The 24,872-nt window shown below is 70.8% G+C and carries 20 protein-coding genes and 1 tRNA gene; 15 read left to right on the top strand and 6 right to left on the bottom strand.

The window, feature by feature from the left end; genetic code table 11:
* Nucleotides 1–50 precede the first annotated feature (50 nt).
* Nucleotides 51–1,043 (bottom strand): selenide, water dikinase SelD, encoded by a 993-nt coding sequence (gene selD / locus H4281_RS23830; RefSeq protein ID WP_182893146.1) that lies wholly within the window; start codon nucleotides 1,041–1,043, stop codon nucleotides 51–53.
* 54 nt (nucleotides 1,044–1,097) lie between these two features.
* On the opposite strand from selD, the gene H4281_RS23825 reads away from it, so the two are divergent.
* From H4281_RS23825 to nrfD, 6 genes are all read left to right on the top strand, one after another.
* Nucleotides 1,098–1,192: transfer RNA gene (locus H4281_RS23825), tRNA-Sec, on the top strand.
* Complete coding sequence (gene selA, locus H4281_RS23820) at nucleotides 1,192–2,475, top strand: L-seryl-tRNA(Sec) selenium transferase (protein WP_182893145.1); 1,284 nt, start codon at nucleotides 1,192–1,194, stop codon at nucleotides 2,473–2,475. Before H4281_RS23825 ends, selA begins: the two co-directional genes overlap by 1 nt.
* A complete protein-coding gene (gene selB, locus H4281_RS23815) occupies nucleotides 2,466–4,220 on the top strand; it encodes a selenocysteine-specific translation elongation factor (RefSeq protein ID WP_182893144.1) in 1,755 nt (584 codons plus the stop codon). Before selA ends, selB begins: the two co-directional genes overlap by 10 nt.
* Before the next feature lie 4 nt (nucleotides 4,221–4,224).
* A complete protein-coding gene (gene fdh / locus H4281_RS23810) occupies nucleotides 4,225–7,437 on the top strand; it encodes a formate dehydrogenase (RefSeq protein ID WP_182893143.1) in 3,213 nt (1,070 codons plus the stop codon).
* On the top strand, nucleotides 7,430–8,263 hold the full coding sequence (locus H4281_RS23805; RefSeq protein WP_182893142.1) for a 4Fe-4S dicluster domain-containing protein: 834 nt from the start codon (nucleotides 7,430–7,432) through the stop codon (nucleotides 8,261–8,263). Before fdh ends, H4281_RS23805 begins: the two co-directional genes overlap by 8 nt.
* Nucleotides 8,260–9,207, top strand: coding sequence for an NrfD/PsrC family molybdoenzyme membrane anchor subunit (gene nrfD, locus H4281_RS23800; protein WP_182893141.1), 948 nt, complete (start codon nucleotides 8,260–8,262; stop codon nucleotides 9,205–9,207). The genes H4281_RS23805 and nrfD overlap by 4 nt, the downstream gene beginning before the upstream one ends.
* 31 nt (nucleotides 9,208–9,238) lie before the next feature.
* Here the strand turns inward: nrfD and H4281_RS23795 are convergent, their stop codons facing one another.
* Nucleotides 9,239–10,429, bottom strand: a complete 1,191-nt coding sequence (locus tag H4281_RS23795) for a zinc-dependent alcohol dehydrogenase (protein ID WP_182893140.1) — start codon at nucleotides 10,427–10,429, stop codon at nucleotides 9,239–9,241.
* A 35-nt stretch (nucleotides 10,430–10,464) separates the two neighbouring features.
* On the bottom strand, nucleotides 10,465–11,082 hold the full coding sequence (locus H4281_RS23790; RefSeq protein ID WP_182893139.1) for a UdgX family uracil-DNA binding protein: 618 nt from the start codon (nucleotides 11,080–11,082) through the stop codon (nucleotides 10,465–10,467).
* Between the two features lie 77 nt (nucleotides 11,083–11,159).
* On the opposite strand from H4281_RS23790, the gene H4281_RS23785 reads away from it, so the two are divergent.
* From H4281_RS23785 to H4281_RS23755, 7 genes are all read left to right on the top strand, one after another.
* Nucleotides 11,160–11,720 (top strand): hemerythrin domain-containing protein, encoded by a 561-nt coding sequence (locus tag H4281_RS23785; protein ID WP_182893138.1) that lies wholly within the window; start codon nucleotides 11,160–11,162, stop codon nucleotides 11,718–11,720.
* The gene (locus H4281_RS23780) at nucleotides 11,720–12,532 is read left to right on the top strand and encodes a family 1 encapsulin nanocompartment shell protein (protein ID WP_182893137.1); all 813 of its coding nucleotides are present in this window, start codon (nucleotides 11,720–11,722) and stop codon (nucleotides 12,530–12,532) included. The genes H4281_RS23785 and H4281_RS23780 overlap by 1 nt, the downstream gene beginning before the upstream one ends.
* Before the next feature lie 290 nt (nucleotides 12,533–12,822).
* Complete coding sequence (locus H4281_RS23775; protein ID WP_182893136.1) at nucleotides 12,823–13,947, top strand: NAD(P)-dependent malic enzyme; 1,125 nt, start codon at nucleotides 12,823–12,825, stop codon at nucleotides 13,945–13,947.
* A gap of 11 nt (nucleotides 13,948–13,958) precedes the next feature.
* Nucleotides 13,959–15,389, top strand: a complete 1,431-nt coding sequence (locus H4281_RS23770; protein ID WP_182893135.1) for a CYTH and CHAD domain-containing protein — start codon at nucleotides 13,959–13,961, stop codon at nucleotides 15,387–15,389.
* A 171-nt stretch (nucleotides 15,390–15,560) separates the two neighbouring features.
* Nucleotides 15,561–16,055: a hypothetical protein gene (locus tag H4281_RS23765; RefSeq protein ID WP_182893134.1), complete on the top strand. Its 495-nt coding sequence runs from the start codon at nucleotides 15,561–15,563 to the stop codon at nucleotides 16,053–16,055.
* Between the two features lie 22 nt (nucleotides 16,056–16,077).
* Nucleotides 16,078–16,506 (top strand): DUF6292 family protein, encoded by a 429-nt coding sequence (locus tag H4281_RS23760; protein WP_237600436.1) that lies wholly within the window; start codon nucleotides 16,078–16,080, stop codon nucleotides 16,504–16,506.
* A gap of 224 nt (nucleotides 16,507–16,730) precedes the next feature.
* Nucleotides 16,731–17,531, top strand: coding sequence for a SigB/SigF/SigG family RNA polymerase sigma factor (locus tag H4281_RS23755; RefSeq protein WP_182893133.1), 801 nt, complete (start codon nucleotides 16,731–16,733; stop codon nucleotides 17,529–17,531).
* On the opposite strand, the gene H4281_RS23750 is transcribed toward H4281_RS23755, so the two are convergent.
* Nucleotides 17,503–18,300 (bottom strand): helix-turn-helix domain-containing protein, encoded by a 798-nt coding sequence (locus H4281_RS23750; RefSeq protein ID WP_182893132.1) that lies wholly within the window; start codon nucleotides 18,298–18,300, stop codon nucleotides 17,503–17,505. The genes H4281_RS23755 and H4281_RS23750 overlap by 29 nt on opposite strands.
* Nucleotides 18,301–18,359: 59 nt before the next feature.
* Between H4281_RS23750 and H4281_RS23745 the strand changes: the two genes are divergently transcribed.
* On the top strand, nucleotides 18,360–19,208 hold the full coding sequence (locus H4281_RS23745) for an alpha/beta fold hydrolase (protein ID WP_182893131.1): 849 nt from the start codon (nucleotides 18,360–18,362) through the stop codon (nucleotides 19,206–19,208).
* 48 nt (nucleotides 19,209–19,256) lie between these two features.
* On the opposite strand, the gene H4281_RS23740 is transcribed toward H4281_RS23745, so the two are convergent.
* Together H4281_RS23740 and H4281_RS23735 are read right to left on the bottom strand one after the other, a co-directional pair.
* On the bottom strand, nucleotides 19,257–20,591 hold the full coding sequence (locus H4281_RS23740; protein WP_182893130.1) for an MFS transporter: 1,335 nt from the start codon (nucleotides 20,589–20,591) through the stop codon (nucleotides 19,257–19,259).
* 16 nt (nucleotides 20,592–20,607) lie between these two features.
* Entirely contained in the window at nucleotides 20,608–21,873 is a 1,266-nt protein-coding gene (locus H4281_RS23735; protein ID WP_182893477.1) for a hydroxyacid-oxoacid transhydrogenase, read from the bottom strand.
* Nucleotides 21,874–22,002: 129 nt separating this feature from the next.
* On the opposite strand from H4281_RS23735, the gene H4281_RS23730 reads away from it, so the two are divergent.
* Nucleotides 22,003–24,867 (top strand): FAD-binding and (Fe-S)-binding domain-containing protein, encoded by a 2,865-nt coding sequence (locus H4281_RS23730; protein WP_182893129.1) that lies wholly within the window; start codon nucleotides 22,003–22,005, stop codon nucleotides 24,865–24,867.
* Nucleotides 24,868–24,872: the final 5 nt, after the last annotated feature.

The raw sequence follows: 24,872 nt of genomic DNA, 5'->3' as shown, positions 1-24,872 counted from the left end.
TTGCCTGGCCCGATCTGCGCCGCCGAAGGCCCGTGAAGGACTCCTGGATCTCAGCCGACGACGATCGTGTGGTCGCCGCGCGAAGTCAGCTCGCCGATCACGGGGTGGCCGGGAAGCTCGCCCGCCACGAGCAAGCCGCCGGAAGTCTGCGCGTCCGCCAGCAACAAGGCCTCGTCCTCGGAGATCCGCGACAGGTCGGCATGCGGCCGGACCCAGTCGAGATTCCGGCGAGTCCCGCCGCTGACATACCCGTCGCGCAACGCCTCCCGCGCGCCCTCGAGGTACGGGACAGCCGCCGGGTCCAGCCGCGCGGTGACCCCGCTCGCCCGGGCGAGTTTGTGCAGGTGGCCGAGCAAGCCAAACCCCGTGACGTCCGTGGCGCACACCGCGCCTGCCTCCAGCGCGGCGGCCGACGCGGCGCGGTTGAGCGTGGTCATCGCGGCGATCGCCTCCTCGGAGCGTTCGCCGGTGGCCTTGTGCCGTGAGTTCAGCACGCCGATTCCCAGCGGCTTGGTGAGCGTCAGCGGTGTGCCCGGCTTGCCGGAATCGTTGCGCAGCAAGCGTTCCGGGTCGGCAGTGCCGGTGACCGCGAGGCCGTACTTGGGTTCCGGGTCGTCGACGCTGTGCCCGCCGGACAGATGGCAGCCGGCCGCGGCGCAGACGGCCAAGCCGCCGCGCAGCACCTCCGCAGCCAGTTCGAACGGCAGCACCTCGCGCGGCCAGCCGAGGAGATTGACCGCGACCACGGGAACGCCGCCCATCGCGTAGACGTCGGACAGCGCGTTCGCGGCGGCGATCCGGCCCCAGTCGTACGGATCGTCGACGACCGGGGTGAAGAAGTCCGTCGTCGCGATCAGCGCGACGTTCCCGGCGATCCGCACGGCCGCCGCGTCGTCGCCGTCGTCGAGGCCGACCAGGAGTTCGCCGGGCGGGTTCTCCGGGGCGGCGCCGGACAGGCCGCGGACGATCGTTTCCAGTTCGCCGGGCGGGATTTTGCACGCGCAGCCGCCGCCGTGGGCGTACTGGGTCAGCCGGACGCTCATGCCGTTCATGATGCGGGCGTGCGGCGCTCTTGGCAGGATGGCGGAATGCCCCAGGGAGGCGTATCCGGCCTGGTGACCGGCGCGGTCTTCAACACCGTTGAGCGGCAGGTCCTGCCGCTGGCGGGTTCGATTCCCGTCCGCCTCCGCCATGGGTGACCCGCGCCGGGCGATCCCGCGCACCGACGCCGTGCTCGGCGAGCCGAGGATCGCGAAAGCTGTCGAAACGCTCGGCCGCGACCTGGTGAAGTCGCTGGTCGCGGCGGCGCAGCAGCGGGCGCGGGCCGGCGAGATCGAGCCCGGCGAGGTCGTCGCGGAGGTGGTGGCGCGGCTGCCCGCGACGGTGTCGTCGCTGCGTCCGGTGCTCAACGCGACCGGCGTCCTCGTGCACACCAACCTCGGCCGCGCGCCGCTGTCCGCCGCCGCGCTGGACGCGATCGTGGCGGCAGGCGGCGCCACGGACGTCGAGTTCGCGCTCGAAACGGGGGAGCGGGCGAAACGCGGCCGCGGCACTCTGGCCGCGCTGGCGGAAGCGGTGCCGCGCGCGGAGGCGGTGCACGTGGTCAACAACAACGCGGCGGCGCTGCTGCTGTGCGCGCTGGCCTTGGCTCCAGGCAAGGAAATCGTGGTCAGCCGGGGCGAGCTGGTCGAGATCGGCGACGGCTTCCGCATTCCGGACCTGCTCGCCTCGACCGGAGCCCGGCTCCGCGAAGTCGGCACCACCAACCGGACTTCGGCGGAGGATTACGCGGCGGCCGTCGGCCCGAACACCGGATTCGTGCTCAAAATCCACCCCTCGAACTACCAGGTCACCGGGTTCACCTCGGCAGCGAGCGTCGCCGAACTGGCCAGGCTCGGCGTGCCGGTGGTCTCCGACGTGGGATCCGGGCTGCTCGCGCCGCACCCGCTGCTGCCGGACGAACCGGACGTCACGACCGCGCTGGCCGGCGGCGCGAACGTCGTCACCGCGAGCGGCGACAAGCTTCTCGGCGGTCCTCAGGCGGGCTTGCTCTTCGGAGACGCCGAATTGCTGCGACGGCTCCGGAGGCATCCCGCGGCTCGTGCGCTGCGGGTCGACAAGTTGACGCTCGCCGCGCTCGAAGCCACCCTTCGCGGGCCGGAACCACCCGTGCGGGCGGCGCTTTTCGCGCAGGGGCTCCACCCGCGCGCCGAAGCTCTGGCCCAGTCGTTGCGCGCGGCGGGCGTGGCCGCCGAGGCAGTGGACTCGACCGCGGTCGTGGGCGGCGGCGGTGCGCCGGGAGTCGAGCTGCCCAGTGCGGCGGTCGCGCTGCCCGCCCGGTACGCGGAGGCGCTGCGGCTCGGCGAGCCCGCCGTCGTCGGCCGGATCGTGCGGGACCGGTGCCTGCTCGACCTCCGGACGGTTCCCCCGGCGGACGACGCGACCCTGCGGGAGGCGGTCCGCCGATGCTGGTGATCGCCACCGCCGGACACGTCGACCACGGGAAATCCACGCTGATCCGGCAGCTCACCGGCATGGAGCCGGACCGCTGGGCCGAGGAGCGCCGCCGCGGCCTGACCCTCGACCTCGGCTTCGCCTGGACCCGGCTGGGCGGCGAGGAAATCGCCTTCGTGGACGTCCCCGGGCACCAGCGATTCGTCCCGAACATGCTGGCGGGCGTCGGTCCCGTCCCGGCCGCGCTGTTCGTCGTGGCCGCCGACGAGGGCTGGATGCCTCAATCCGCGGAACACCTGGCGGCGCTGGACGCGTTCGGCGTCGAACACGGCCTCGTGGCGGTCACCAAATCCGACCGCGCCGACCCGACGGGAGCGACGGCGGCGGCGCTGCAGGAGACAGCGGCGACGGCGCTCGGCGAGGTGCCCGCGGTGAGCGTCAGCGGCACGACCGGCGAAGGTCTTGAAGAACTGCGCGCGCAGCTTGCCAAGCTCGCCGGCCGGTTGCCGCCGCCGGACCTGGACGCGGACGTCCGGCTCTGGATCGACCGCGCGTTCACCATCAAAGGCGCGGGCACCGTCGTCACCGGAACGCTCGGCGGCGGCACCCTGCGGGTCGGCGACGAATTGACGCTCGGCGCGAACCGGGTGCGGATCCGCGGCTTGCAGGCGCTCGGCGAACCCCGCGAAAGCGTGTCCGCGGTGGCGCGGGTGGCGGTGAATGTGCGCGGCGTGCCCAGGGATTCCGTCGGCCGGGGCGACGTTCTGCTGACCCCGGGCGCGTGGCGTCCGGCGGCCGAAATCGACGTCCGGTTGCGCGGCGCGCCGTCCGGCGAACTGCACCGGAATCTCGTGCTGCACTTCGGATCCGCGGCGGTGCCGACCCGGGTCCGTCCACTCGGGCCGGACACCGCGCGGCTGCTGCTCGCGACCCCGCTGCCGCTGCGGACCGGCGACCGAGGACTGCTGCGCGACCCGGGGGAGCACCGGATCCCGGCCGGGTTCGACGTGGTCGACGTCCGCCCGCCGGCACTCGCCCGCCGCGGCGCCGCGCGAGCTCGAGGCGAAGAGCTGACCGCCCTGGAGCCAGGCTGGGATTACCTTCGCCGCGAGGGTTTCGTACGCCACGAGGACTTCCGGGCCCTGGGGCTGCCGGAGGTGGGCGAACGGCTCGGCGGCTGGCACGCCGATCCGGGCCGGCTCAGCCAGTCGCGAGCGGAGGTCGCCGAGGTGGTCGCCGCGTGGGCCCGGGAACATCCGCTGGCGGCGGGAATCCCGGTCGAGGCGCTGCGGCAGCGGCTCGGCCTGCCGGACGCGGAACTCGTCCCGGCAGTCCTCGCCGGCGGGCCGGTCCTCAAGGACGGGGTCGTCCGCGAACCGGGCGCCGGGCTGACCGCCGAAGTGCAAAGCGCCGTCGAAGTCCTCGAAGAGCGCTTCGCCGAGCGCCCGTTCCGCGCGCCGGAGGCGGACGAACTGCGGAAACTCGGTCTGGGCAAACGGGAATTGGCCGCCGCCGTCCGGGCAGGCCGGTTGCGGGCGATCGCCGACGGAGTGGTGCTGGCCCCGGACGCGCCGGAGCGCGCGGCGGAGGCGCTGGCCGCGCTCGGCGAGCCGTTCACCGTGTCGCGGGCGCGGCAGGCGCTGGACAGCACCCGCCGGGTGATGATCCCGCTGCTGGAGCACCTCGACGCCGCCGGGCTCACCGAACCGCTCGGCGACGGGACCCGCCGGACATGCTGCGAGCGCCCGGAGAACGGATTACCGTGACAGCGTGGGCATGCGGCAGTGGATCGAAGGCTGGCCGGTGTACCGGCAGCTGGCCGGTCCCGACCGCACCGCGCGCGCCTCGGCGGCGAAATCCGCCGGTTCGGAAAAATGGCACGCCCGCACCGAGGACGCCGACAAGGTAGTCCGTTCCATCTGTCCGTATTGCGCGGTCGGCTGCGGGCAGAAGGTGTACGTCAAGGACGGTGCGGTCACCCAGATCGAGGGCGACCCGGATTCGCCGATCTCCCGCGGCAGGCTGTGCCCGAAGGGCTCGGCCAGCAAACAGCTCGTGACCAGCCCGAGCCGCGTCACCGAAGTGCTCTACCGGCGGCCGTACGGCACCGACTGGGAAAAGCTATCCCTCGACCAGGCGATGGACATGATCGCCGACCGCGTGCTCGCAACGCGCGCCGAAACGTGGCAGGACACCGACGACCAGGGCCGCAGGCTCAACCGCACGCTCGGGTTCGCGAGCCTCGGCGGCGCGACGCTGGACAACGAAGAGAACTACCTGATGAAGAAGCTGTACACCGCGCTCGGCGCGATACAGATCGAAAATCAGGCCCGTATTTGACACTCCGCCACGGTTCCCGGTCTGGGGACCTCCTTCGGTCGTGGAGGCGCCACGACGTTCCAGCAAGACCTCGCCAACGCCGACTGCATCGTCGTCCAGGGCTCGAACATGGCCGAATGCCATCCGGTCGGGTTCCAGTGGGTGATGGAGGCGAAGGCCCGCGGCGCGAAGATCATCCACGTCGACCCGCGGTTCACCCGCACGAGCGCGGTCGCGCACGTCCACGCCTCGGTGCGGGCGGGTTCGGACATCGCGTTCCTCGGCGGGCTGATCAACTACGTCCTGCAGAACGAACTGGACTTCCGCGAGTACGTCGTGGCCTACACGAACGCGGCCGCGATCCTGACCGAGGAGTTCGCCGACACCGAGGACCTCGACGGCCTGTTCTCCGGCTTCGACGCGGAGAAACGCCAGTACGACAACTCGACCTGGGCGTACGAGGACGCCGAGGCGGCCCCGGCGGCCGGCCACCGCGACCCGGGGCAGCCGGGCGGCCACCACGGCGGCGAGAAACACCAGAGCTCCGCGCGCGCCGAGTCCTACGGCAGCGGCGGCGCGGCGATCGAAAACAAGCCGAGGACGGACGAGACGCTGCGGCATCCGCGCTGCGTTTACCAAGTCCTCAAACGGCATTTCTCGCGCTACACGCCCGAGGCGGTCGCCGACATCTGCGGCCTGCCGGTCGAGCAGTTCACCGAAATCGCCGAGGCGATCACCGCGAACTCCGGTCGCGACCGCACCACCGCCTGGGTGTACTCGGTCGGCTGGACGCACCACACGGTCGGCGCGCAGTACATCCGCACCGCCTCGATCCTCCAGACGCTGCTGGGCAACATCGGCCGTCCGGGCGGCGGCATTCTCGCGCTGCGCGGGCACGCCAGCATCCAGGGCTCGACCGACATCCCGACGCTGTTCAACCTGCTGCCCGGCTACATCCCGATGCCGCACGCGCACCAGCACCTCGACCTCGACAGCTTCGTCGAGGCCGACGCCGGCAAGACCGGGTTCTGGGGCAACATGCGCTCGTACACGGTCAGCCTGCTCAAGGCGTACTGGGGCGAGGCCGCCCAGCCGCACAACGACTTCCGCTTCGACTACCTGCCCCGGCTGACCGGCGACCACGGGACGTACGCGACGGTCCAGAAACAGATCGCGGGGGAGTGCAAGGGGTACTTCCTGGTCGGCGAGAACCCGGCGGTCGGCTCGGCGAACGGCAAGTTCCAGCGGCTCGGGCTGGCCAATCTCGACTGGCTGGTGGTCCGCGACCTGCAGCTGATCGAAAGCGCGACGTTCTGGAAGAACGGCCCGGAGATCGAGACCGGCGAGCTGAAATCCGAGGAGATCGGCACCGAGGTCTTCTTCCTGCCCGCCGCCGCGCACACCGAAAAGGACGGCAGCTTCACCAACACCCAGCGGCTGCTGCAATGGCACCACAAAGCGGTCGAACCGCCCGGCGACGCCCGCAGCGACCTGTGGTTCTACTACCACCTGGGCAGGCTGATCCGGGAGCGCGTCGGCAGCGACGAGCGCGACGCCCCGCTGCGCGACCTGGCCTGGAGCTATCCGACCGAGGGCCCGACGGACGACCCGAGCGCGGAGTCCGTGCTCGCGGAGATCAACGGCCACGGCCCGAGCGGTCCGCTCTCGTCCTACACCCAGCTCAAGGACGACGGCTCGACGTCGTGCGGCTGCTGGATCTACTGCGGCGTCCGCGCCGACGGCCACAACCACGCCGCGAACCGGCAGCCCGGCTCCGAACAGGACTGGATCGCGAACGGCTGGGCCTGGGCATGGCCGGCGAACCGGCGGATCCTGTACAACCGCGCCTCGGCGGACCCGGACGGGAATCCGTGGAGCGAACGCAAAAAGCTGATCCGCTGGGACGCGAAGGAGTCCAAGTGGACCGGCCCGGACGTGCCGGACTTCGAGGCCGCCAAGCCACCCGATTACCAGCCGCCGGACGGGGCGAAGGCGCAGGACGCGCTGAGCGGCCGCGACCCGTTCATCATGCAGACCGACGGCAAAGCCTGGCTGTACGTCCCCGCCGGGCTGGCCGACGGTCCGCTGCCCACGCATTACGAGCCGTTCGAAAGCCCGGTCGGCAACGCCCTCTACGGCCAGCAGTCCTCGCCGGTGCGGCAGACGCTGGACAGCCCGGTGAACCAGTACAACCCGGCGCGCAGCGAGGTCTACCCGTACGTGTTCACCACCTACCGGCTCACCGAGCACCACACGGCGGGCGGGATGAGCCGGACGCTGCCGTACCTGTCCGAACTGCAGCCGGAGTTCTTCTGCGAGATCTCGCCCGCGCTGGCCGCCGAACGCGGGCTGGTGCACCTCGGCTGGGCCACTGTCGTGTCGGCGCGGACGGCGATCGAGGCCCGCGTGCTGGTCACCGACCGCGTCAAACCGCTCAAGGTGCGCGGCCGCACCGTCCATCAGGTCGGGCTGCCCTACCACTGGGGCCCGAACGGACTGTCCCGCGGCGACGCGGCCAACGACCTGCTGTCGATCGTGCTGGACCCGAACGTGCACATCCAGGAGGCCAAAGCGGCCACCTGCGACATCCGTCCCGGACGGCGGCCGCGCGGGCCGGCGCTGCTGGAGTTCGTGGCGGAGTACCGGAGGCGAGCCAATGGCTGAGTACGGCGCCCAGCCCCGGATGGGCTTTTTCACCGACACGTCGGTGTGCATCGGGTGCAAGGCGTGCGAGGTCGCGTGCAAGGAGTGGAACGGCGTCCCGGAGGCCGAAAGCGCGCCGGACCTGCTCGGGCTGTCCTACGACAACACCGGCGACCTCGGCTCGAACACCTGGCGGCACGTGGCGTTCATCGAACAGCCCGCGGTCGACCTGGGGATGCCGACGGTCGGAGCGCCGGAGCAGCAGCAGCCGGAAGAAGCAGGCGTGCGCTGGCTGATGTCCAGCGACGTCTGCAAGCACTGCACGCACGCCGCCTGCCTCGACGTCTGCCCGACCGGCGCGCTGTTCCGCACCGAATTCGACACGGTCGTGGTGCAGCAGGACATCTGCAACGGCTGCGGCTACTGCGTTCCGGCTTGCCCGTACGGGGTCATCGAGAAGCGCGAGAGCGACGGCCGTGCGTTCAAGTGCACCCTTTGTTACGACCGGCTCGGCGCGGGGATGGAACCCGCGTGTGCCAAGGCTTGCCCGACCGATTCCATCCAGTTCGGCGAGCTGGACGAACTCCGCGAACGCGCCGCCGCGCGCGTGTCGGCGCTGCACGACGACGGCGTGCCGGAGGCGCGGCTCTACGGGCACGATCCCGGCGACGGGGTCGGCGGCGACGGCGCGTTCTTCCTGCTGCTGGACGAACCCGAGGTCTACGGCTTCCCGCCGGACCCGGTCGTGACGACCCGCGACCTGCCGCGGATGTGGAAGCGCGCCGCGACGACCGCGGCCGGGGTGGCCGCGGCGCTGGTCGTGTCGTTCCTGGGACGGCGCCGATGAGCCCCCGCCGCGAACGGGCGATGGTCGAGCCCGCCGAATTCCGGTCTTATTACGGCAGGCCGATCCTCAAAGAGCCCGCCTGGAAGCAGCCGGACGTCCCGCTGTACCTGTTCCTCGGCGGCGCGGCCGGCGCGTCGGCGTCGCTGGCCGCCCTCGCGGACGCGACCGGACGCCCGGAACTGGCCAAGGCCGGCCGGCTGGCGGCTTCCGGCGGATCGATCGCCAGCGTCGTCGCGCTGATCCACGACCTCGGCAAGCCGGCGCGGTTCCTGAACATGCTGCGCGTGCTCAAGCCGACTTCGCCGTTGTCGGTGGGGTCGTGGATCCTGTCGCCGTTCTCCGGTCTCGCCGCGGGGGCGGCGTTTTCCACGCTGACCGGACGTTTCCCGCGGCTGGGCCGGTTGGCCGGGGCGGGCGCGGGCGTACTGGGCCCGGCGATGTGCACGTACACGGCGGTGCTGCTGGCCGACACGGCGACGCCGTCGTGGCACGAGGCGCACGGCACGCTGCCGGTGCTGTTCGCGGGCAGCGCGCTGACCAGCGGGGCGGGGATCGCGCTGCTCGCGGTGCCGCGGAAGGAAAACGGTCCCGCGGTGCGGGCTGGGCTAGCTGGTGCCGCGGCGGAGCTGGCTGCCGAGCATCACCTGGAGACCGGGCTGGGGCTGGCTTCGGAGCCTTACCGGACCGGGCGGGCCGGACGATTGCTGAAGGCGGCCAAGGCGCTGACCGCGGCGGGAGCGGCTTTGTCGTTGGCAGCAAGGAAGAACCGCGCGGCGGGCGTTGCTGCCGGGGCGGCTTATCTCGCCTCCGGATTGTGCACGCGGTTCGGCGTGTATGCGGCCGGAGTGGAGTCCGCGAAGGACCCGAAGTACGTCGTGGTTCCGCAGCGGGAACGGCTCGCGCAACGCGAAGCGGTCCGTGAAGGGCCCCTTGAGGGAAGCTGATTCCCTCAAGGAGTCCTTCACGGACCGCTGGCTACGCCGTCGGCTCGAGCAGGATTTTCTGCACCCCGTCGAGTTTCTTCTGGAACATCTCGTAGGCGCGCGGCGCGTCGGCCAGCGGAAGCTTGTGCGTCGCGAAGCCTTCGACGCCGAGCGGATCCCCGTCCGCGGTGAGCACCGGCAGCACGTCGTCGATCCACCGGCGGACGTTCGCCTGTCCGGTGTGCAGCCGGATCTGCTTGTCGAACACTTCCATCATCGGGATGGGGTCGGCCATCCCGCCGTACACGCCGGACAGCGAGATCGTGCCGCCGCGCCGGACGCTGTCGATGGCCGCGTACAGCACGCTCAGCCGGTCGATTCCGGCCTTCTCGGTGATCTTCGCGCCGAGCGGCTGCGGCAGCAGCGCGACCAGGTTGTGCGCGAGCTTCCCGATCGGCGCGCCGTGTGCTTCCATGCCGACCGCGTCGATCACCGAATCGGCGCCGCGGCCGCCGGTGAGGTCGCGGATCGCGTCGCCGATCTGCCGGTGGTCGCGCAGGTCCAGCGTCGTCGCGCCGTGTGCGCGGGCCCGCGCCAGCCGTTCCGGCACGAGGTCGACGCCGATCACCTCGCCCGCGCCCTGGTGCTGCGCGACCCTGGCCGCCATCTGGCCGATCGGGCCGAGACCGAAGACCACGACCGAGCCGCCGTCGGGGATGTCCGCGTATTCCACGGCCTGCCACGCCGTCGGGACCACATCGGACAGGTAGACGAACCGTTCGTCCGGCGGGCCGTCGGGCACCTTGATCGGCCCGTACTGCGCCTGCGGGACCCGGAGGTACTCGGCCTGTCCGCCGGGCACCTGGCCGTAGAGCTTCGTGTAGCCGAACAGCGCCGCGCCCTTGTCCTGGTCCTTGACCTGGGTGGTCTCGCACTGCGATTGCAGCCCGCGCTCGCACATCCAGCAGTGTCCGCAGGAAATGTTGAACGGCACCACCACCCGGTCGCCGGGTTTCAGCGAACTCACGCCGCTGCCCACTTCCTCGACGATCCCCATCGGCTCGTGGCCGAGGATGTCGCCCTCGGTCATGAACGGGCCAAGGACCTCGTACAGGTGCAGGTCGGAACCGCAAATGCCGGTCGAGGTCACCCGCACGACCGCGTCGGTCGGCTCCTCGATTTTCGGGTCCGGGACGGCCTCGACTCGCACGTCCCGCTTGCCGTGCCAGGTCACTGCTTTCATGGCGGCCGGATTCCCCTTGCCGGGACGGGCAAACGTCAGAGGCCGCGCAGGTCGGCGACGAACTCGTCGTACGCGGTGTCGCGGTCGGGCGCGCGCAGCACGGCGGACGGGTGCACGGTGGCGACTGCCGAGGCGAACAGGCCGGCGAACTCTTCCGGCGGATCCAGCGGTTCGCCGCGATGCCGGGTGAGCCGGAAACTGCTGCCGTACACCGATTGCGCCGCCGTCGCGCCCAGCAACAGCACGAGACGGGGCTGTACCGCCCGAAGTTCGGCCACCAGCCACGGACGGCACGCGACGACCTCGGAGCGCGCCGGTTTTTCGTGGATCCGGCGTTTGCCGCGGAGCTTGAACTTGAAGTGCTTGACCGCGTTGGTCAGGTAGAGGGAACCGCGGTCGAGGCCCGCGTCGCCGAGCGCCTTGTCGAGCAGGCGCCCGGCCGGGCCGACGAACGGTTCGCCTCGCCGGTCCTCCTGGTCGCCGGGCTGCTCTCCGAGAGCGAAGATGTCCGCACGCTCGGCCCCGGCGCCGAAAACCGTCGCCGTGGCGTCGCGGTAAAGCCCGCAGCCGCGGCAATCGCCAGCGGCTCGGCGGAGCTTGTCGAGGCTGACGGTGTCCGGCGGTTCGGCTCCCGGTTCCTGACGCGCGACCATCGGATCTCTTTACCCGCAAGCAGCCTCGCGCAAACACGACGAGCGCGCCGCCGCCGGGAGAGCTAACGTCGAGGGCCATGACGGACATCACCAGCTTGATCCTCGACGATCACGAGCGGTTCCGGCGGGCGTTCGCCGACCTCGACGACCTCGACGGCCCGGACGAGCTGGCGCGGGCGTGGGAACCGCTCGCGGACCTGCTGGACCTGCATGCCGCGGCCGAGGAGGCGGTCTTCTACCCCGAGCTGATCCAGCGCGGCACGGACGCCGAGGACGAGACGCTCGACGCGGTCGGCGACCACAACGACATCCGCGACGCCGTCGCCGAAGCCCGCAGGCATCCGGCGGGCAGCGCGGCCTGGCACGCGGCGGTCCGGCAGGCCCGCACCGCCAACAGCGAGCACATGGCCGAGGAGGAGGACGACGCGCTCGCCGACTTCCGCAAGCACGCCGATCCGGGCCTGCGCGAGGAACTCGGCCGGAAATTCCTCGAGTTCAAGGCCGAGCACGAGGGCGGGAAGGGCATCGACACCGGGGACGTCGACCCGGAGCGTTACGTCGAGGAGCAGGAGCGGAAAGCCGGGAAAAGCTCGTCGGGCGACGGATCGCTGGGGATCGGCAGCCTGAAGGGAGAATGATGAACCACCTGATGCGCGACCTCGCGCCGATCCCGGCCGAGGGCTGGAAGCAGATCGACGACGAGGCGCGGGAGCGGCTGGGGACGCATCTGGCGGCGCGCAAGATGGTCGACGTCGAAGGCCCGCACGGCTGGACGCACTCGGCCACGCCGCTCGGCCGGACCCGGCGGGTCGATCCGCCTGAAGCCGCCCGGGAGCGCGAAACCCTCGCGCAGCAGCGCCGGGTGTTGCCGCTGGTGGAGGTGCGGGTGCCGTTCACCGTCCAGCGCAAGGAGCTCGAGGACGCCGAGCGCGGCGCCGACGACCTGGAGTTCGACGACCTCGACCAGGCCGCCGCCCAGGTGGGCCTGCTGGAGAACCGCGCGGTGTTCCACGGCTGGCCGGACGCCGGGATCACCGGGATCGCCGAGGCGAGCCCGTACGACCACGGGACCCTCGGCAGCGATCCGGAACGCTATCCGCATATCGTGGCCAACGCGGTGAATACATTGCGGTGCAACGGAATCGAAGGACCGTACGCGCTCGCGATCAACCCCGGCGGCTACACCTCCATTGTGGAGAGCACCGAACACGGCGGTCTTCTCGTGCTCGACCACCTCCGCCGGGCGTTGGGCGGCGGCCGGGTGAAGCGCACGCCGGGGCTGACCGGTGCGGTCGTGCTGAGCCTGTCCGGCGGGGACTTCGTGCTGGAGCTCGGCCAGGACCTCTCGGTCGGCTACCGCCACCACGACGCCGAGACGCTCACGCTGTACCTGGAGGAAAGCTTCAGTTTCCGGGTGACCGAACCGGACGCGGCGCTCGTGCTGGACTGAGCACGCCGGCGCCGGGTGTGGGCACCGCGGCAGCGAGCCGTGAGCGACTCTGAGTCCCCACGCCGGGACCTTGAGCCGCGTCGCCCGGCTGACCGCCGCACAGGACGCCGACCTGGCCGAAACACTCGGTTGATGCTCACCGGACCGTATCTGCGACGCACCCAATGTGGCATTGGGGTTCTCCGGGTTCCCCTCACGGACATCTGCCCGTCAGCGGAGGGGAGAGGGGCAGCGGGCGGAGCTCCGGCTGAGCACGATTCCGCCGCGGCGCGGCCGGGTATCCGGCTCGCATGAGCAGTCGCGGAAAGATCCAAGTCACCACCCGAGTGCGGCTCGACGACGCCGACGACCTCGCCGAGCACTACACGCCCGGCGTCGCCGAGCTGGCCGAGCGCGTCGCCGAGGATCCGTCGGTGCTGGCGCGGGAAACCGTGCGCGGCAACTCCGTCGCGATCGTCTCCGACGGTTCCGCGCTGCTCGGGCTCGGCGACCAGGGCCCGGCCGCCGCGCTGCCGGTGATGGAGGGCAAAGCGGCGTTGCTGAAGCGGTTCGCCGACGTCGACGCCTGGCCGATCTGCCCGGTCAGCCGCGAGCCGGAAGACCTGGTGCGCACCGCGAAGGACCTCGCGACGTCCTTCGGCGCGATCAACCTGGAGGACATCGCCGCGCCTCGGTGCTTCACCGTCGAGCGGCAGCTGCACGACGAGCTGGACGTGCCGGTCTTTCACGACGACCAGCACGGCACCGCGGTAGCCGTGCTGGCCGCTCTGCACAACGCGCTGAAGCTGACCGACCGCACGCCGGCAGCCACGTCGGTGGTGATCTCCGGTGCGGGCGCGGCTGGGTCCGCGATCGCCCGGCTGCTGCTGAAGGCCGACTTCAGCGCGGAGCGGATCGTAGTCTGCGACAGCAAAGGCACTCTGCACGGCGAGCGCGACCTGACCGGCGAGAAGCAGTGGCTGGCGGAGAACACCAACCGCGGCGACGCCGTCCAGGGAAGTATTCAAGACGCCTTGCACGACGCGGACGTCTTCGTCGGCGTGAGCGTCGGCGGTCTGCTCAAGGGCGGCGACCTGGCGCGGATGGCCGACCGGGCGATCGTGTTCGCGCTGGCCAACCCGGATCCGGAGGTCGATCCGGACGCCGCGCACGAGCACGCGGAGATCGTCGCGACCGGACGCAGCGACCTGCCCAACCAGATCAACAACGTCCTCGTCTTCCCGGGGATGTTCCGCGGGCTGCTCGACTCCGGCGCTCCGAGGGTGACCGCACGGATGTTGCTCGCGGCCTCGCACGCGCTGGCCGCGACGGTCGGCGACGACCTCGACCGAGAACACATCGTGCCGAGCGTCTTCGACGAGGGCCTGGTGCCCGCGATCGCCGAAGGCGTCGCCGGCGCCGCCGAAAACGACTGAAGGAGCGGGGAATGCGAAGCGCAGAGTCCGGCCGCAAGTACGAGCTGAGCTTGAAAGCCCGCGTGCCGCGGCTGGCGGGCGAGGGAGTCACACAGGAAGCTCCGGCCGAGCGGACGCTCGAGACCGTTTACTACGACACCAAGGATTTCCGGCTGACCAGAGCCGGGATCGCGCTGCGAAGAAACAGCGGCACCGGGTGGTCCCTGAAATTGCCCAGCCAGGAGCTGCGATTTCCGCTCGGTGACAGCCCGAAGGCGCCCGCTCAAATCGCAACGCTGCTCCGTGCATACACATTGGACCGCAAGCTGCGCCCCGTCGCGCAGCTGCGGACCGACCGGTTCACGCACCGCCTGACCGACGCGTCCGGCCGAACGCTGGCGACGCTCGCGGACGACCACGTCACCGGAGAATTCCTTGGGGGACCGGCGGTGCGGCTGGACCGGTGGCGCGAACTGGACGTCGAGGCGGGACCTGAGCTGCTCGACCGCCTTGACCGCACCTTGCGCAAGCGCGGGGCGGAGAACGCTTGGTGGCCGTCGAAACTGCAGCGGCTGATGGGAGACGCCGCCGAAAACAAGCGGGGCTCGAACGAGGTGCTGCCTGCGTATCTGCGCGCGCAATTCGAGCGATTGCGTCGCGCTGACTTGGGTTTCCGCGTCGGGGAAGACGATTCAGTGCACCAGCTCCGGGTCGCGGCGCGGAAGCTGCGGAGCGCGCTCCAGACGTTCGCGTCTCTGGTGGGCCGGAAGAAAGCCGATGCGGTCACGGCGGAGCTGAAGTGGCTGGGCGCCGAACTCGCCCCCGCGCGGGACGCCGAGGTCAGCCAAGCGCGCCTCGAAGCCTGCCTCGACGAGGTCTCGCCGGAGCTGGTTTTCGGTCCCCTGCGCCAATACCTGACCCGCGACTTCGCCCGCACCTCCCGCACTGAATTGGCCCGCGCGACGGAAGCGTTGTCCAGCAACCGATACGCGGCCCTGTTGCGGTCGATCGCCGCCCTTCTCGACACGATGCGTCCGGCAGGCAAGAAAGCGCTGCGCAAACCCCTGCGCAAGACCGCGCGCAAACTCTGCCGGGCCACTGCGGCGACGGAAGGGCTCAGTGGCGTTGAACTGGAGAAGGCACTGCACAACGTCCGGAAGAAGGCCAAGCGCGCACGTTATGCCGCCGACGCCGTCCGGCCAGCGTTCGGCAAGAAGCTGCGCGCGTGGCGCAAGCACGTGAAGGCGGTGCAGCAGACACTGGGCAAGCATCAGGACAGCGTCGTCGACCGTGCGGCGCTGCGGCATTTCGCGATCGACGGTTTCAGCGAGAACCAGAACACGTTCACCTTCGGTCTTCTCTACGGCCGGGACGAGGCTGCGGCGAAGATGCTCCAGGGCAGGTTCGCCGACGAGTGGCGCACGCTGCGCAAGGGCGCTCGACCGTCCTGGCTGAAGGTCTGAGCCCCCGGAAGTCCACTGTGGACAGCAGAAAAGCCGGCGATGTCTCGGCATCGCCGGCGTCCCCGCGGCAACGAAAGTCCGGGGGCGGGTTATTGCTGCCCCGGCCGGCGGAGGTCTAAACCTCTGCCGGGCCGGGTTTGGCCGCGGCCGGATCGGGGAACCCCGCCGGAAATGGGATCACAACTTGCCGCGACGTGGGTGTCGGCGATCGGGAGCGCGGGCTCGCTGCTGGGGTTCGCCTCGTATGTGTGGATCATGCTGCTCAACCGGAAAGACCAGGCGGAAGTCCGGCAGGAGCAGCAGGCGCAGTCGGTCTCCGCGTGGCTCGACGAGGGCGCCCGGCACGACCGGGACGAGGACTACGTCGTCTGCGCGCACAACAGCGGCGACGCACCGGTGTTCGACTGTTCGCTGGAGGTCAGCCGCCCGGACGAGGAGGAGCCGCACTGTGCGCGGTTCGCGATCATCCCGCCCGGCGCCACTGCCGTCCGGGCACTGCCGTTCGGCGAGGACGCCATGCCGGTGGACGACCTGTACTCCGCGGCCGCCGTGCCCGGCCTGTCCTTCACCGATTCCCGCGGCGGCCACTGGACGCGCGACACCTCGGGCGTGCTCAGCCGCGCCGACCGCCGTTCGGTGCGCGGGCGCTGGCGGCCCGGAAGCTGATCCTTCCGCCGGAAAGGCGCCCGTGATCGCGACGCCGCACGTCCCGCCCGGCAATCCGCACGCCGTCCTCGCCCCGCTGCGGGGCTATCTCGCCGAGGTCGCGCGGGCGCTCGGGGTCGGTCCGGAGTTCTGCGCTCTCGACCCAGGCCCGCCGGTGTCGGCGTACGTCGCTCTCGACGGTCATCTGCCGGGTTGCCCCGGGCGGGATGTCGCGTTGCTGTGGGACGAGGTCCACGGATGGTCGACCGCGGTCGAAACGCATTCCGGTGAAGATCTCATCGTTCTCCGCTATTTCGGCGGCGCCACCGTCGTTCCGCCGCCCGCGCAGCTCCTCCGGTTCGTCACCGCATTGCGCGCGGCGATCACCGCATCGGGCAGCTCGCGCCGCCCGTCCTGCGTTCCGTCGGCAGTTCCGCCGAACTCGACACTCTGCTGCGTCTGCGCGATGTGACTTGAGCCCCCATTCGGGTGGCCGGCCGATTGATCCTGTCCTCGGGCGGGTACCACCCGGCCATGACACTCCGGCTGCCTGTCGCCCCGGCCAGCACGCGGATCCGCCGCGCGCTCGCCTTGCGACGCCGGGCACTGTCCACTAAGGATGATTAGCGTCGGCAACGCGATGCGCTCCATGGCACTACACGAGTCACGTTCCCTTCGGCTGTCAGGAGGATTTACATGACCGCGGCGACCATGACCCGCACCCGGCGCGACGACTACCGCCACTGCGCGGTGCTGTTCGAGGAGATCAGCCACCTCGCCGAGGACACCGACGAGCACTCGCGGCTGCGCCGCCGCCTCATCGAGGAGCACCTTCCGCTGGCCGAGCACATCGCGCGCCGCTTCGCCCGGCGCGGCCAGCCGTCCGAGGACCTCTTGCAGGTGGCGCGGATCGGCCTCATCAACGCCGTCGACCGCTACGATCCGGCGCGGCAGACGGATTTCGTCGCCTTCGCAGTCCCGACCGTGATGGGCGAGGTCCGCCGCTACTTCCGCGACCACACCTGGTCGGTCCGCGTCCCGCGGCGGCTCAAGGAACTCCACGTGACGATCGGCCAGGCCGCCACCGACCTGGGCCAGCGCATCGGCCGCGCGCCCACCGCGCGCGAACTCGCCGACCATCTCGACCTCGACCTGGACGAGGTGACCGAAGCCCTGCACGCCGGGAACGCCTACCAGGCCGCGTCCATCGACTACCCGGCCCACGACGAGACCGGCTCGCTCGCGCTGGCCGACACCCTCGGCGACGAGGACCCGGAAATCGAGAAGCTCGAGGACCGGGAGACGCTCAAGCCGCTGCTGCGGAGCCTGCCGGAGCGGGAGCGCGCGATCGTCGTCATGCGGTTCTTCTCGAACATGACGCAGAGCCAGATCGCCGGTCGGGTCGGGCTGTCGCAGATGCAGGTTTCGCGGCTGCTGGCCCGGACGCTGAGCACCTTGCGGGAGCAGCTCACCGAGGCTGCCACTGCGACTCGCTGACGTATTCCGTAAGTGTGCATCCGGTAAGGCTGCGAAAATCGCGGTTCAGGTGGGATTGATCGGCATATCCGCAGTTGAGTGCCAATTCGGCCCAGGACCGCGCCGCCGGGAGCCGGGACACCGCGCGGTGCAGGCGGGCGATCCGGCCGACGGTCCGGGGCGAGAGGCCGATCTGTTCGCGGAAGCGGACCGTCAGATGCTGCCGTGACCAGCCGATCTCGGCGGCCACCGCGTCGACCCGGACTGGCGCGGACGCAAGCCGGTGCCACGCGGCGTGCACCGGGCGGGCCAAGGCGGGGCCGGACCGGACGCGGGGGAGCAGGAAGCCGTCGAGCAGGGCGAAGCGCGCGGTCCAGTCGGGTGCGGACGCGAGTTGCTCGGCGAGCAGGACGGCGTCGCGGCCGAGGAGATCGGTGGCGGACACGGTCGCGTTCGCCAGCAGGCGCAGCGGCACTCCGAACAACGCGTGCGCGGCGGGCGGAGTCAGCGCGACCGTGATCCCTTTCGCGGGTCCGGCTTGCGAGACGAGCAGGGGCCGGTCTCGCAAGCCCAAGACCGGCGACAACGGCAGCGTCCGAGCAGGCGCCGCGAAGTCCAGGATCATGGTGATCGCGCCCAAAGGCGTTACTCGCCAAGGCAGTTCGGCGGACGGCGGGAAGTCGTGGCCCGCGTAGTCCAGGACGCCGGGGACCCGGGGACTTCCGAAGACATGCAGTCCTCGGGAGGCCGTGATGTCCCGGCGCGGGACGACGAGCGACCACTCTGCCATGCCGCCATCTTACTTTCGTCCAAGACCGGCCGGACGTTCGCGAAATAGCGTCCCTGGCCATGAAGAAGATCGGCCGGTTCAAGAATCCCGAGGCGCAGCAACGCTATTTCACGGTCTACGAGAAGGCGTTGCGGGAATGCCCTCAGCCCGATGAGGTCCTCGACGTCGCGTGCCGCCACGGGACCACTCGCGTCTACCGCTTCGGCGCCGGTGCGCGCCCCCTCGTGCTCCTGCCGGGCCTGATGGCGACCGCCGTGTGTTACGCGCCGCTCATCCCGGGGCTGGACGGCCCGGTCTACGCCCTCGACACCCTCGGCGAGGCCGGTCGCAGCGTGCAGACCAGGCCGTTCGCCGGCATCCGCGACCGCGCCCTCGGTCTCGACGACGTCCTGGCCGGGCTCGGACTGGACGAGGTCCGCCTCGTCGGCGGCTCGACCGGTGGTTGGCACGCGGTCAACCAGGCGATTCACGCCCCGGATCGGCTCGCCGGGATCTGCCTGCTCGACCCGACGACGGTCAGCGCCAAGTTCTCCGCCGCCACGCAACGACGCGCTCTCGCGGCGTTGGTGCTGAACCGCGACCGCGATTGGCGGCGCTTCGTTGCCTGGTCCGCAGGAAAGGACGTGTTCGACCAGCCCGCCGCGCAGGTGGTCGTCGCCGGGATCCGTGCCTACCGGGCGCGGATCCCGCTCCAAGACTGTCCGCCTGACGACGCCCTCCGCGGGATTCGGACGCCGGTGCTGGCGTTGTTCGGCGGGCGCAGCGTCGTCCACGATCCCGTGGCGGCAGCCGCGAATCTCCGGCGGTTGGTTCCGCAGGCGGAGGTGGAGGTTCTGGCGGAGGCGGGGCATTACCTCTACCTCCGGCCGCAAGATCGGGAGCGGGTTATCGAGGCGATCGGGTCGTGAGCGGCGTTGCCGGCCAGAACCGGCAACGCCGCTCACGACCCCCGCCGCTCAGGTGAGCCGGGGTACCTCCTTGGCCGGCGCGGAAACCCGCTCGTCGTCCTCGAACAGGTCGCTCTGCCGGATCGCCAGCGTGCAGACCACGCTCACCACGGTCGTCGCCGCGAGGTAGACCAGGATGCCGGTCGTCCCGGTCTTCCCGGCGAGATACGCCAGGATCAGCGGGGTAAGCCCCGAAGCCACGACGCCGGAAAGCTGGTAGACGACCGAAATCCCGGTGCATCGCCGCGAAATCGGGAACAGCTCGGCGTAGAACGCCGCCTGCGGGCCGTACATCACCGGGTAGCTGATGCCCAGCACCGCGATCAGCGAGAGCGTGATCAGCACCGGATTGCCGCTGTGCAGGGCCGCCAGCGCCGGGATCGCCAGCACCAGGGTCGTCACGGCTCCGGTCGTGAAGGTCCGCCGCCTGCCCAGCCGGTCGGACACTCTGCCGAACACCGGGATGAACACCACCATCACCGCGGCCGCGATCATCACGCCGACCAGCAGCGGCTGCCGGTCCAGCTTGAGCGTCCCGCTGCCGTAGGAGATCACGAAGACCGCCCACGCGTTGAACGCCACGCCCTCGGTGAACCGGCTGCCCATGCCGAGCAGCAGATGCCGCCGGGAGAGCCGGTCGCGGACCAGTTCGACGGCGGGCACGGTCGCGGTGCCCTCCTCGGCCGCCATGGTGCGGAAGGCCGGGGTTTCCATCACCTTGACCCGGATCAGCAGGCCCGCCACCACCAGCACGGCGGACAGCAGGAAGCCGATCCGCCAGCCCCACAACAGGAACGCCTCGTCGCTGGTGACCGCGTTCAGCAGCGCCAGCACGCCGGTGCCCAGGGTGAGCCCGATGGCCAGCCCGATCTGCGGGAAACTGCCGTAGAGACCGCGTTTCCCGGCCGGGGCGTACTCGGTGGCCATCAGCACCGCGCCGCCCCATTCGCCGCCGACGGCGACGCCTTGGGCCAGCCGGAGGACGACCAGGATGATCGGGGCGGCCGGGCCGATCATCCGGTAGTCGGGCAGCAGCCCGATGAGACAGGTCGCGGTGCCCATGATGAGCATGGTCGCCACGAGGATCTTCTTGCGCCCCACCCGGTCGCCGAGGTGGCCGAAGACGAACCCGCCGATCGGGCGGGCGAGGAAGCCGAGCGCGAAGGTCGCGAAGGCCAGCACGGTGCCGACCAGGGGATCGGAGCCGGGGAAATACAGTTTGTTGAAGACGAGGCCTGCGGCGGTGCCGTAGAGGAAGAAGTCGTACCACTCGACGGTCGTGCCGAACACGCTGGACGCGACGACCAGGCGGACGTCGGTGCTCTTCTCCGGAGTTGTCGCCATTGATAACTCCCGGTGGTCAGAGCGAGCGGCGGAAGATGTCTTCGAGCGCGGTCCGGGTGACCGGACGGGGCACGACAGCCAGCTGGCGGGTCTGCTTGAGGGTGCCGTCGACGAGGGTGTCGATGTCCTCGTCGCCGTACCCGAACGCGTGCAGCCCCTTCGGCATCTGGATGTCGGCCATCAGCTCCGTGAGCACGTGGGGGAGCGCGTCGGCGCCGTCGGCGGCGGTGAAGGTCTGGCCGCCGGACAGCAGGTGCGCGGCGTGCAGATGCCGTTCGGGCGCCGCGGGATAGGTCCAGCGGAACACCTCGGCGGCGGTCGCGGACACGGCCTGGCCGTGCGGGACCATCGGCATCTCCGGGTAGCCCTCGGCGCGGTACTGCTTCACCGCACCGGCGATCGGGTACGCGTTCGCGTGCGGCAGGTGCGTGCCGGCGTTGCCGAAACCGGTCCCGGCGTAGGTCGACGCGAGCGCCATCTGGGTGCGCGCGGTCAGGTCGCGTCCATTGAGGACAGCGGCGCGCAAATGCTTGCCCACCAACGTCAGCGCCATCTCGCACCAGACGTCGCTGATCGGGTTGGAGCCGCAGAACGCCGGCCGCTTCATCGGGTCTTCCGGCGCGGGCTTCGCGTCGAACGCGACGCTGGTGTAGCTCTCCAGCGCGTGCGACAGGACGTCCATGCCGCTGGCCGCGGTCACCGCCGACGGGAGGCTGATCGTCGTGCGCGGGTCGACGACCGCCAGCGACGGGCGCAGCGACGGGTGGCTCACTCCGGCCTTGAGGTGGAGGCCGAGCAGGTCGACGACGCAGATCGTGGTCGATTCGGACCCGGTTCCCGCGGTGGTCGGCACGGCGATCAGCGGCTTCAGCGGCAGCCACGGGGCCTTGCCCGCGCCGATCGGCGGAGTCACGAAGTCGAGCAGTTCGCCGGGGTGGGTGGTCAGCAGGTTGACCGCCTTGGCGGTGTCGATCGCCGAACCGCCGCCGATCGCGACGAAGCAGTCCCATTCCTGCTGGCGGGCGTAGGCGACGGCCTCGTCGATGCTCGCGTCGGTCGGTTCGACGCCGACGCCGTCGAAGATCTCGCTCTTCACCCCGGCCGCGCGGATCGAGTCGAGCGCCCGGTCCGGGATGCCGGTGCCGCGGACGCCGGGGTCGGTGAGGATCAGGCACGACTTGGCCTGCCGCGCGGCCACCTCCGCGCCCAGTTCGTCGAGCGCGCCGGCGCCGAACTTCAACGGGGGCGCCGCCCAGGTGAAGACGCTTTCGTTGCGGGGCATGTCGGTCAAGGAGACCACTCCTCACGTCGATGTTGACAACATGTGGAAGCTATATCCACTATGTGGTGAGCCTTCACGGTAGCCCGGCGACCGCGGCGCTGTGAACCCCCGATTTCCCAGGAGACGCCCATGCCGGCCCGAGCCCGTTCGCATTCGGCACTGCAGGAAGCACTCGCGCGGGCGGTGTCCGGCGAAGTCGCCGGCGACCCGGCCACGCTCGCCACCCACTCCACCGACGCGTCGAACTACCGGCACGTCCCGCTGCTCGTGGTGCGGCCGCGCAGCGCGGACGACGTGGTGGCGGCGCTGAAGGTGTGCGCGGACCACGGCGCGCCCGTCCTCCCGCGCGGCGCGGCGACCAGCATCGGCGGGCAGGCCGCGAACCGCGCGGTCATCCTGGACTTCACCCGGCATCTCAACCGCGTGCTGGACATCGACCCCGCCGCCCGCACCGCGCGCGTCGAACCCGGCCTCGTGCTGGACCGGCTGCGCGAACGGGCCGCCGAGCACGGGCTCACCTTCGGCCCGGACCCCTCGACGCACAGCCGCTGCACGATCGGCGGCATGATCGGCAACAACGCCTGCGGTTCGCATTCCGTGGCGTGGGGCAAGACGGTCGACAACGTCCGCGCGCTGGAAATCGCCCTGCTCGACGGAACCCGGCTCGAGGTCGGCCCGACTTCACCGGCTGAGCTGGAGGAGTTCTGCGCCCGCGAGGATTCCGTCGGCGAGCTGTACCGCCGCCTGCGGGACCTGCGCGACGAATACCTGGCCGACATCCGCCTCGGCTACCCGAAACTGCCGCGGCGGGTTTCCGGATACAACCTCGAATACCTGTTGCCGGAGAACGGTTTCGACGTCGCCAAGGCCCTGGTCGGCTCCGAGGGGACCTGCGCGACCATGCTGAGCGCGGTCGTCAGCCTGGCCCCGATCCCGGCTATGCGCGCCCTCGCCGTGCTGGGTTTCGAGAACAGCATCGCCGCCGCCGACGCGGTTCCCGCCCTGCTCGACCTCCCGGTGCTGACCATGGAAGGCATCGAGGCCGGTTTGGTCGCCGCTCTCGACGCCCGGAAACCCGGCGACCGCAGCACGCTGCCGGACGGAACGGCGTGGCTGTACCTGGAAACCGGCGGCGACAACGCGGCCGAGGCTTTCGCCGTCGCCCAACGAGTCGCTGCCCGCGCCCCGCAGGTCGGCGCCACTTCGCTCGTCGTGCAAGATCCCGTCGCCCAGCGGAAACTCTGGCGGATCCGGGAAGAAGGCGCGGGCCTCGCGACTCGGCTGGCCGACGGCTCCGAGGCGTGGTCCGGCTGGGAAGACTCCGCGGTCCCGCCGGACCGGCTCGGCGCGTACCTGCGCGAATTCGACCTGCTGCTGGACAAGCACGGCCGGAAAGGCGTGGTCTACGGCCACTTCGGCGACGGCTGTCTCCACGTGCGGATCGACTTCCCGATGGCCGCGCCGGAAGCGAAGGAAGCGTATCGATCGTTCATGGTCGAGGCCGCGGAACTCGTCGTGTCCCACGGCGGCTCGCTGTCCGGCGAACACGGCGACGGCCAAGCGCGAGCCGAACTCCTGCCGCTGATGTTCCCGCCGAGGCTCATGCAGGCCTTCGCCGATTTCAAAGCCGCCTTCGACCCGTCGAACGGCATGAACCCCGGCCGGGTCGTCGATCCCGCGCCGCTGGACGCCGACCTGCGCACGGTCATCGCCCCGCCGATCCTGCCGACCCGGGCCCGGCTCGCCCTGCACGCCGACGACGGCGACCTGGCCGCGGCGTCCCGGCGATGCGTGGGCGTGGGCAAGTGCGTGTCCGCGTCCGGCGGGATGATGTGCCCGAGCTACCGCGCGACCGGCAAGGAGGAACACTCGACCCGCGGCCGGGCTCGCCTGCTGTTCGAAATGCTGGCCGGCGACGTCATCGAGGACGGCTGGCGTTCGCCCGAAGTCCGCGACGCGCTGGATCTGTGCCTCGGCTGCAAGGCGTGCAAATCGGACTGCCCGGTCGGCGTCGACATGGCCTCCTACCGGACCGAATTCCTCAGCCGCCATTACGAGCGGCGGATGCGCCCGATGTCGCACTACACGATGGGCGCGCTGCCGCGCTGGCTCCGGCTGGGCGCGCCCTTCGCCCGCGCGATCAACGCCGCGGCCGGCGGTCCGCTCCGGCCGGTCCTGAACCGCCTGGGCGGGATCGCCGCCGAACGCGAATTGCCGCGGCTCGCGTCGCCGACGTTCGCTTCGTGGTTCCGCCGCCGGGAGCGGGCGAGTTCCTCGTCGAAGGTCGTGCTGTGGCCGGACACCTTCACGAACTTCTTCGACCCCCAGGTCGGCCGGGACGCGGTCGCGGTGCTGGAAGCCCTTGGCCACGAGGTGGTCATCCCCGAGCGGACTGTCTGTTGTGGACTGACCTGGCACAGCACCGGCCAGCTAGGCGCGGCGCGCCGGGTGCTGCGCCGGTCTTTGGACGCGCTGGACCCGTGGCTGCGGCAGGGAATTCCGGTGATCGGGCTGGAGCCGAGTTGTACCGCGACCCTGCGGGAGGACGGGTCGGAGCTGCTGCCGGAGGATTCGCGGACTGCATTGCTGAAGCGCAATGTCCGGACGTTCGCGGAGCATGTCGGGGAGAGCGAGCTTCCCGCGTTGACGAAGTCCGCGGCTCCGGTGCTCACTCAGGTGCATTGTCACCAGCACGCGGACCTCGGCTACGACGCCGACTCGCAGCTGCTCGGGCGGTTGTCTGAGCATTCGCAGGTGTTGCGCGAGGGCTGCTGCGGTCTGGCGGGGAATTTCGGCTTCCAGCGGGGGCACTACGACGTTTCCGTCGCTGTCGCGGAGCACCAGCTGATGCCCGCCCTGCGCGCGGCGCCGGAGGGGACGGTGGTGCACGCGGACGGATTCAGCTGCCGGACGCAGATTCGGCAGCTGTCCGAGCACCAGCCCGCGCACCTCGCTTCGCTCACCGCTCGCGCCATGGGAGTCAGTGGCGGCTGAGGTGT

The sequence above is a fragment of the Amycolatopsis dendrobii genome (assembly GCF_014145675.1).
Lineage (GTDB): Bacteria > Actinomycetota > Actinomycetes > Mycobacteriales > Pseudonocardiaceae > Amycolatopsis > Amycolatopsis dendrobii.
This window is presented reverse-complemented; position numbering and strand designations above follow the sequence as displayed.

What these genes read in the sequence shown, in the direction of transcription:
- selD (WP_182893146.1), bottom strand. Translation starts at nt 1,043, where the DNA reads ATGAGCGTCCGGCTGACCCAGTACGCCCACGGCGGCGGCTGCGCGTGC.
- selA (WP_182893145.1), top strand. Translation starts at nt 1,192, where the DNA reads ATGGGTGACCCGCGCCGGGCGATCCCGCGCACCGACGCCGTGCTCGGC.
- selB (WP_182893144.1), top strand. Translation starts at nt 2,466, where the DNA reads ATGCTGGTGATCGCCACCGCCGGACACGTCGACCACGGGAAATCCACG.
- H4281_RS23805 (WP_182893142.1), top strand. Translation starts at nt 7,430, where the DNA reads ATGGCTGAGTACGGCGCCCAGCCCCGGATGGGCTTTTTCACCGACACG.
- nrfD (WP_182893141.1), top strand. Translation starts at nt 8,260, where the DNA reads ATGAGCCCCCGCCGCGAACGGGCGATGGTCGAGCCCGCCGAATTCCGG.
- H4281_RS23795 (WP_182893140.1), bottom strand. Translation starts at nt 10,429, where the DNA reads ATGAAAGCAGTGACCTGGCACGGCAAGCGGGACGTGCGAGTCGAGGCC.
- H4281_RS23790 (WP_182893139.1), bottom strand. Translation starts at nt 11,082, where the DNA reads ATGGTCGCGCGTCAGGAACCGGGAGCCGAACCGCCGGACACCGTCAGC.
- H4281_RS23785 (WP_182893138.1), top strand. Translation starts at nt 11,160, where the DNA reads ATGACGGACATCACCAGCTTGATCCTCGACGATCACGAGCGGTTCCGG.
- H4281_RS23780 (WP_182893137.1), top strand. Translation starts at nt 11,720, where the DNA reads ATGAACCACCTGATGCGCGACCTCGCGCCGATCCCGGCCGAGGGCTGG.
- H4281_RS23775 (WP_182893136.1), top strand. Translation starts at nt 12,823, where the DNA reads ATGAGCAGTCGCGGAAAGATCCAAGTCACCACCCGAGTGCGGCTCGAC.
- H4281_RS23770 (WP_182893135.1), top strand. Translation starts at nt 13,959, where the DNA reads ATGCGAAGCGCAGAGTCCGGCCGCAAGTACGAGCTGAGCTTGAAAGCC.
- H4281_RS23765 (WP_182893134.1), top strand. Translation starts at nt 15,561, where the DNA reads ATGGGATCACAACTTGCCGCGACGTGGGTGTCGGCGATCGGGAGCGCG.
- H4281_RS23755 (WP_182893133.1), top strand. Translation starts at nt 16,731, where the DNA reads ATGACCGCGGCGACCATGACCCGCACCCGGCGCGACGACTACCGCCAC.
- H4281_RS23750 (WP_182893132.1), bottom strand. Translation starts at nt 18,300, where the DNA reads ATGGCAGAGTGGTCGCTCGTCGTCCCGCGCCGGGACATCACGGCCTCC.
- H4281_RS23745 (WP_182893131.1), top strand. Translation starts at nt 18,360, where the DNA reads ATGAAGAAGATCGGCCGGTTCAAGAATCCCGAGGCGCAGCAACGCTAT.
- H4281_RS23740 (WP_182893130.1), bottom strand. Translation starts at nt 20,591, where the DNA reads ATGGCGACAACTCCGGAGAAGAGCACCGACGTCCGCCTGGTCGTCGCG.
- H4281_RS23735 (WP_182893477.1), bottom strand. Translation starts at nt 21,873, where the DNA reads ATGCCCCGCAACGAAAGCGTCTTCACCTGGGCGGCGCCCCCGTTGAAG.
- H4281_RS23730 (WP_182893129.1), top strand. Translation starts at nt 22,003, where the DNA reads ATGCCGGCCCGAGCCCGTTCGCATTCGGCACTGCAGGAAGCACTCGCG.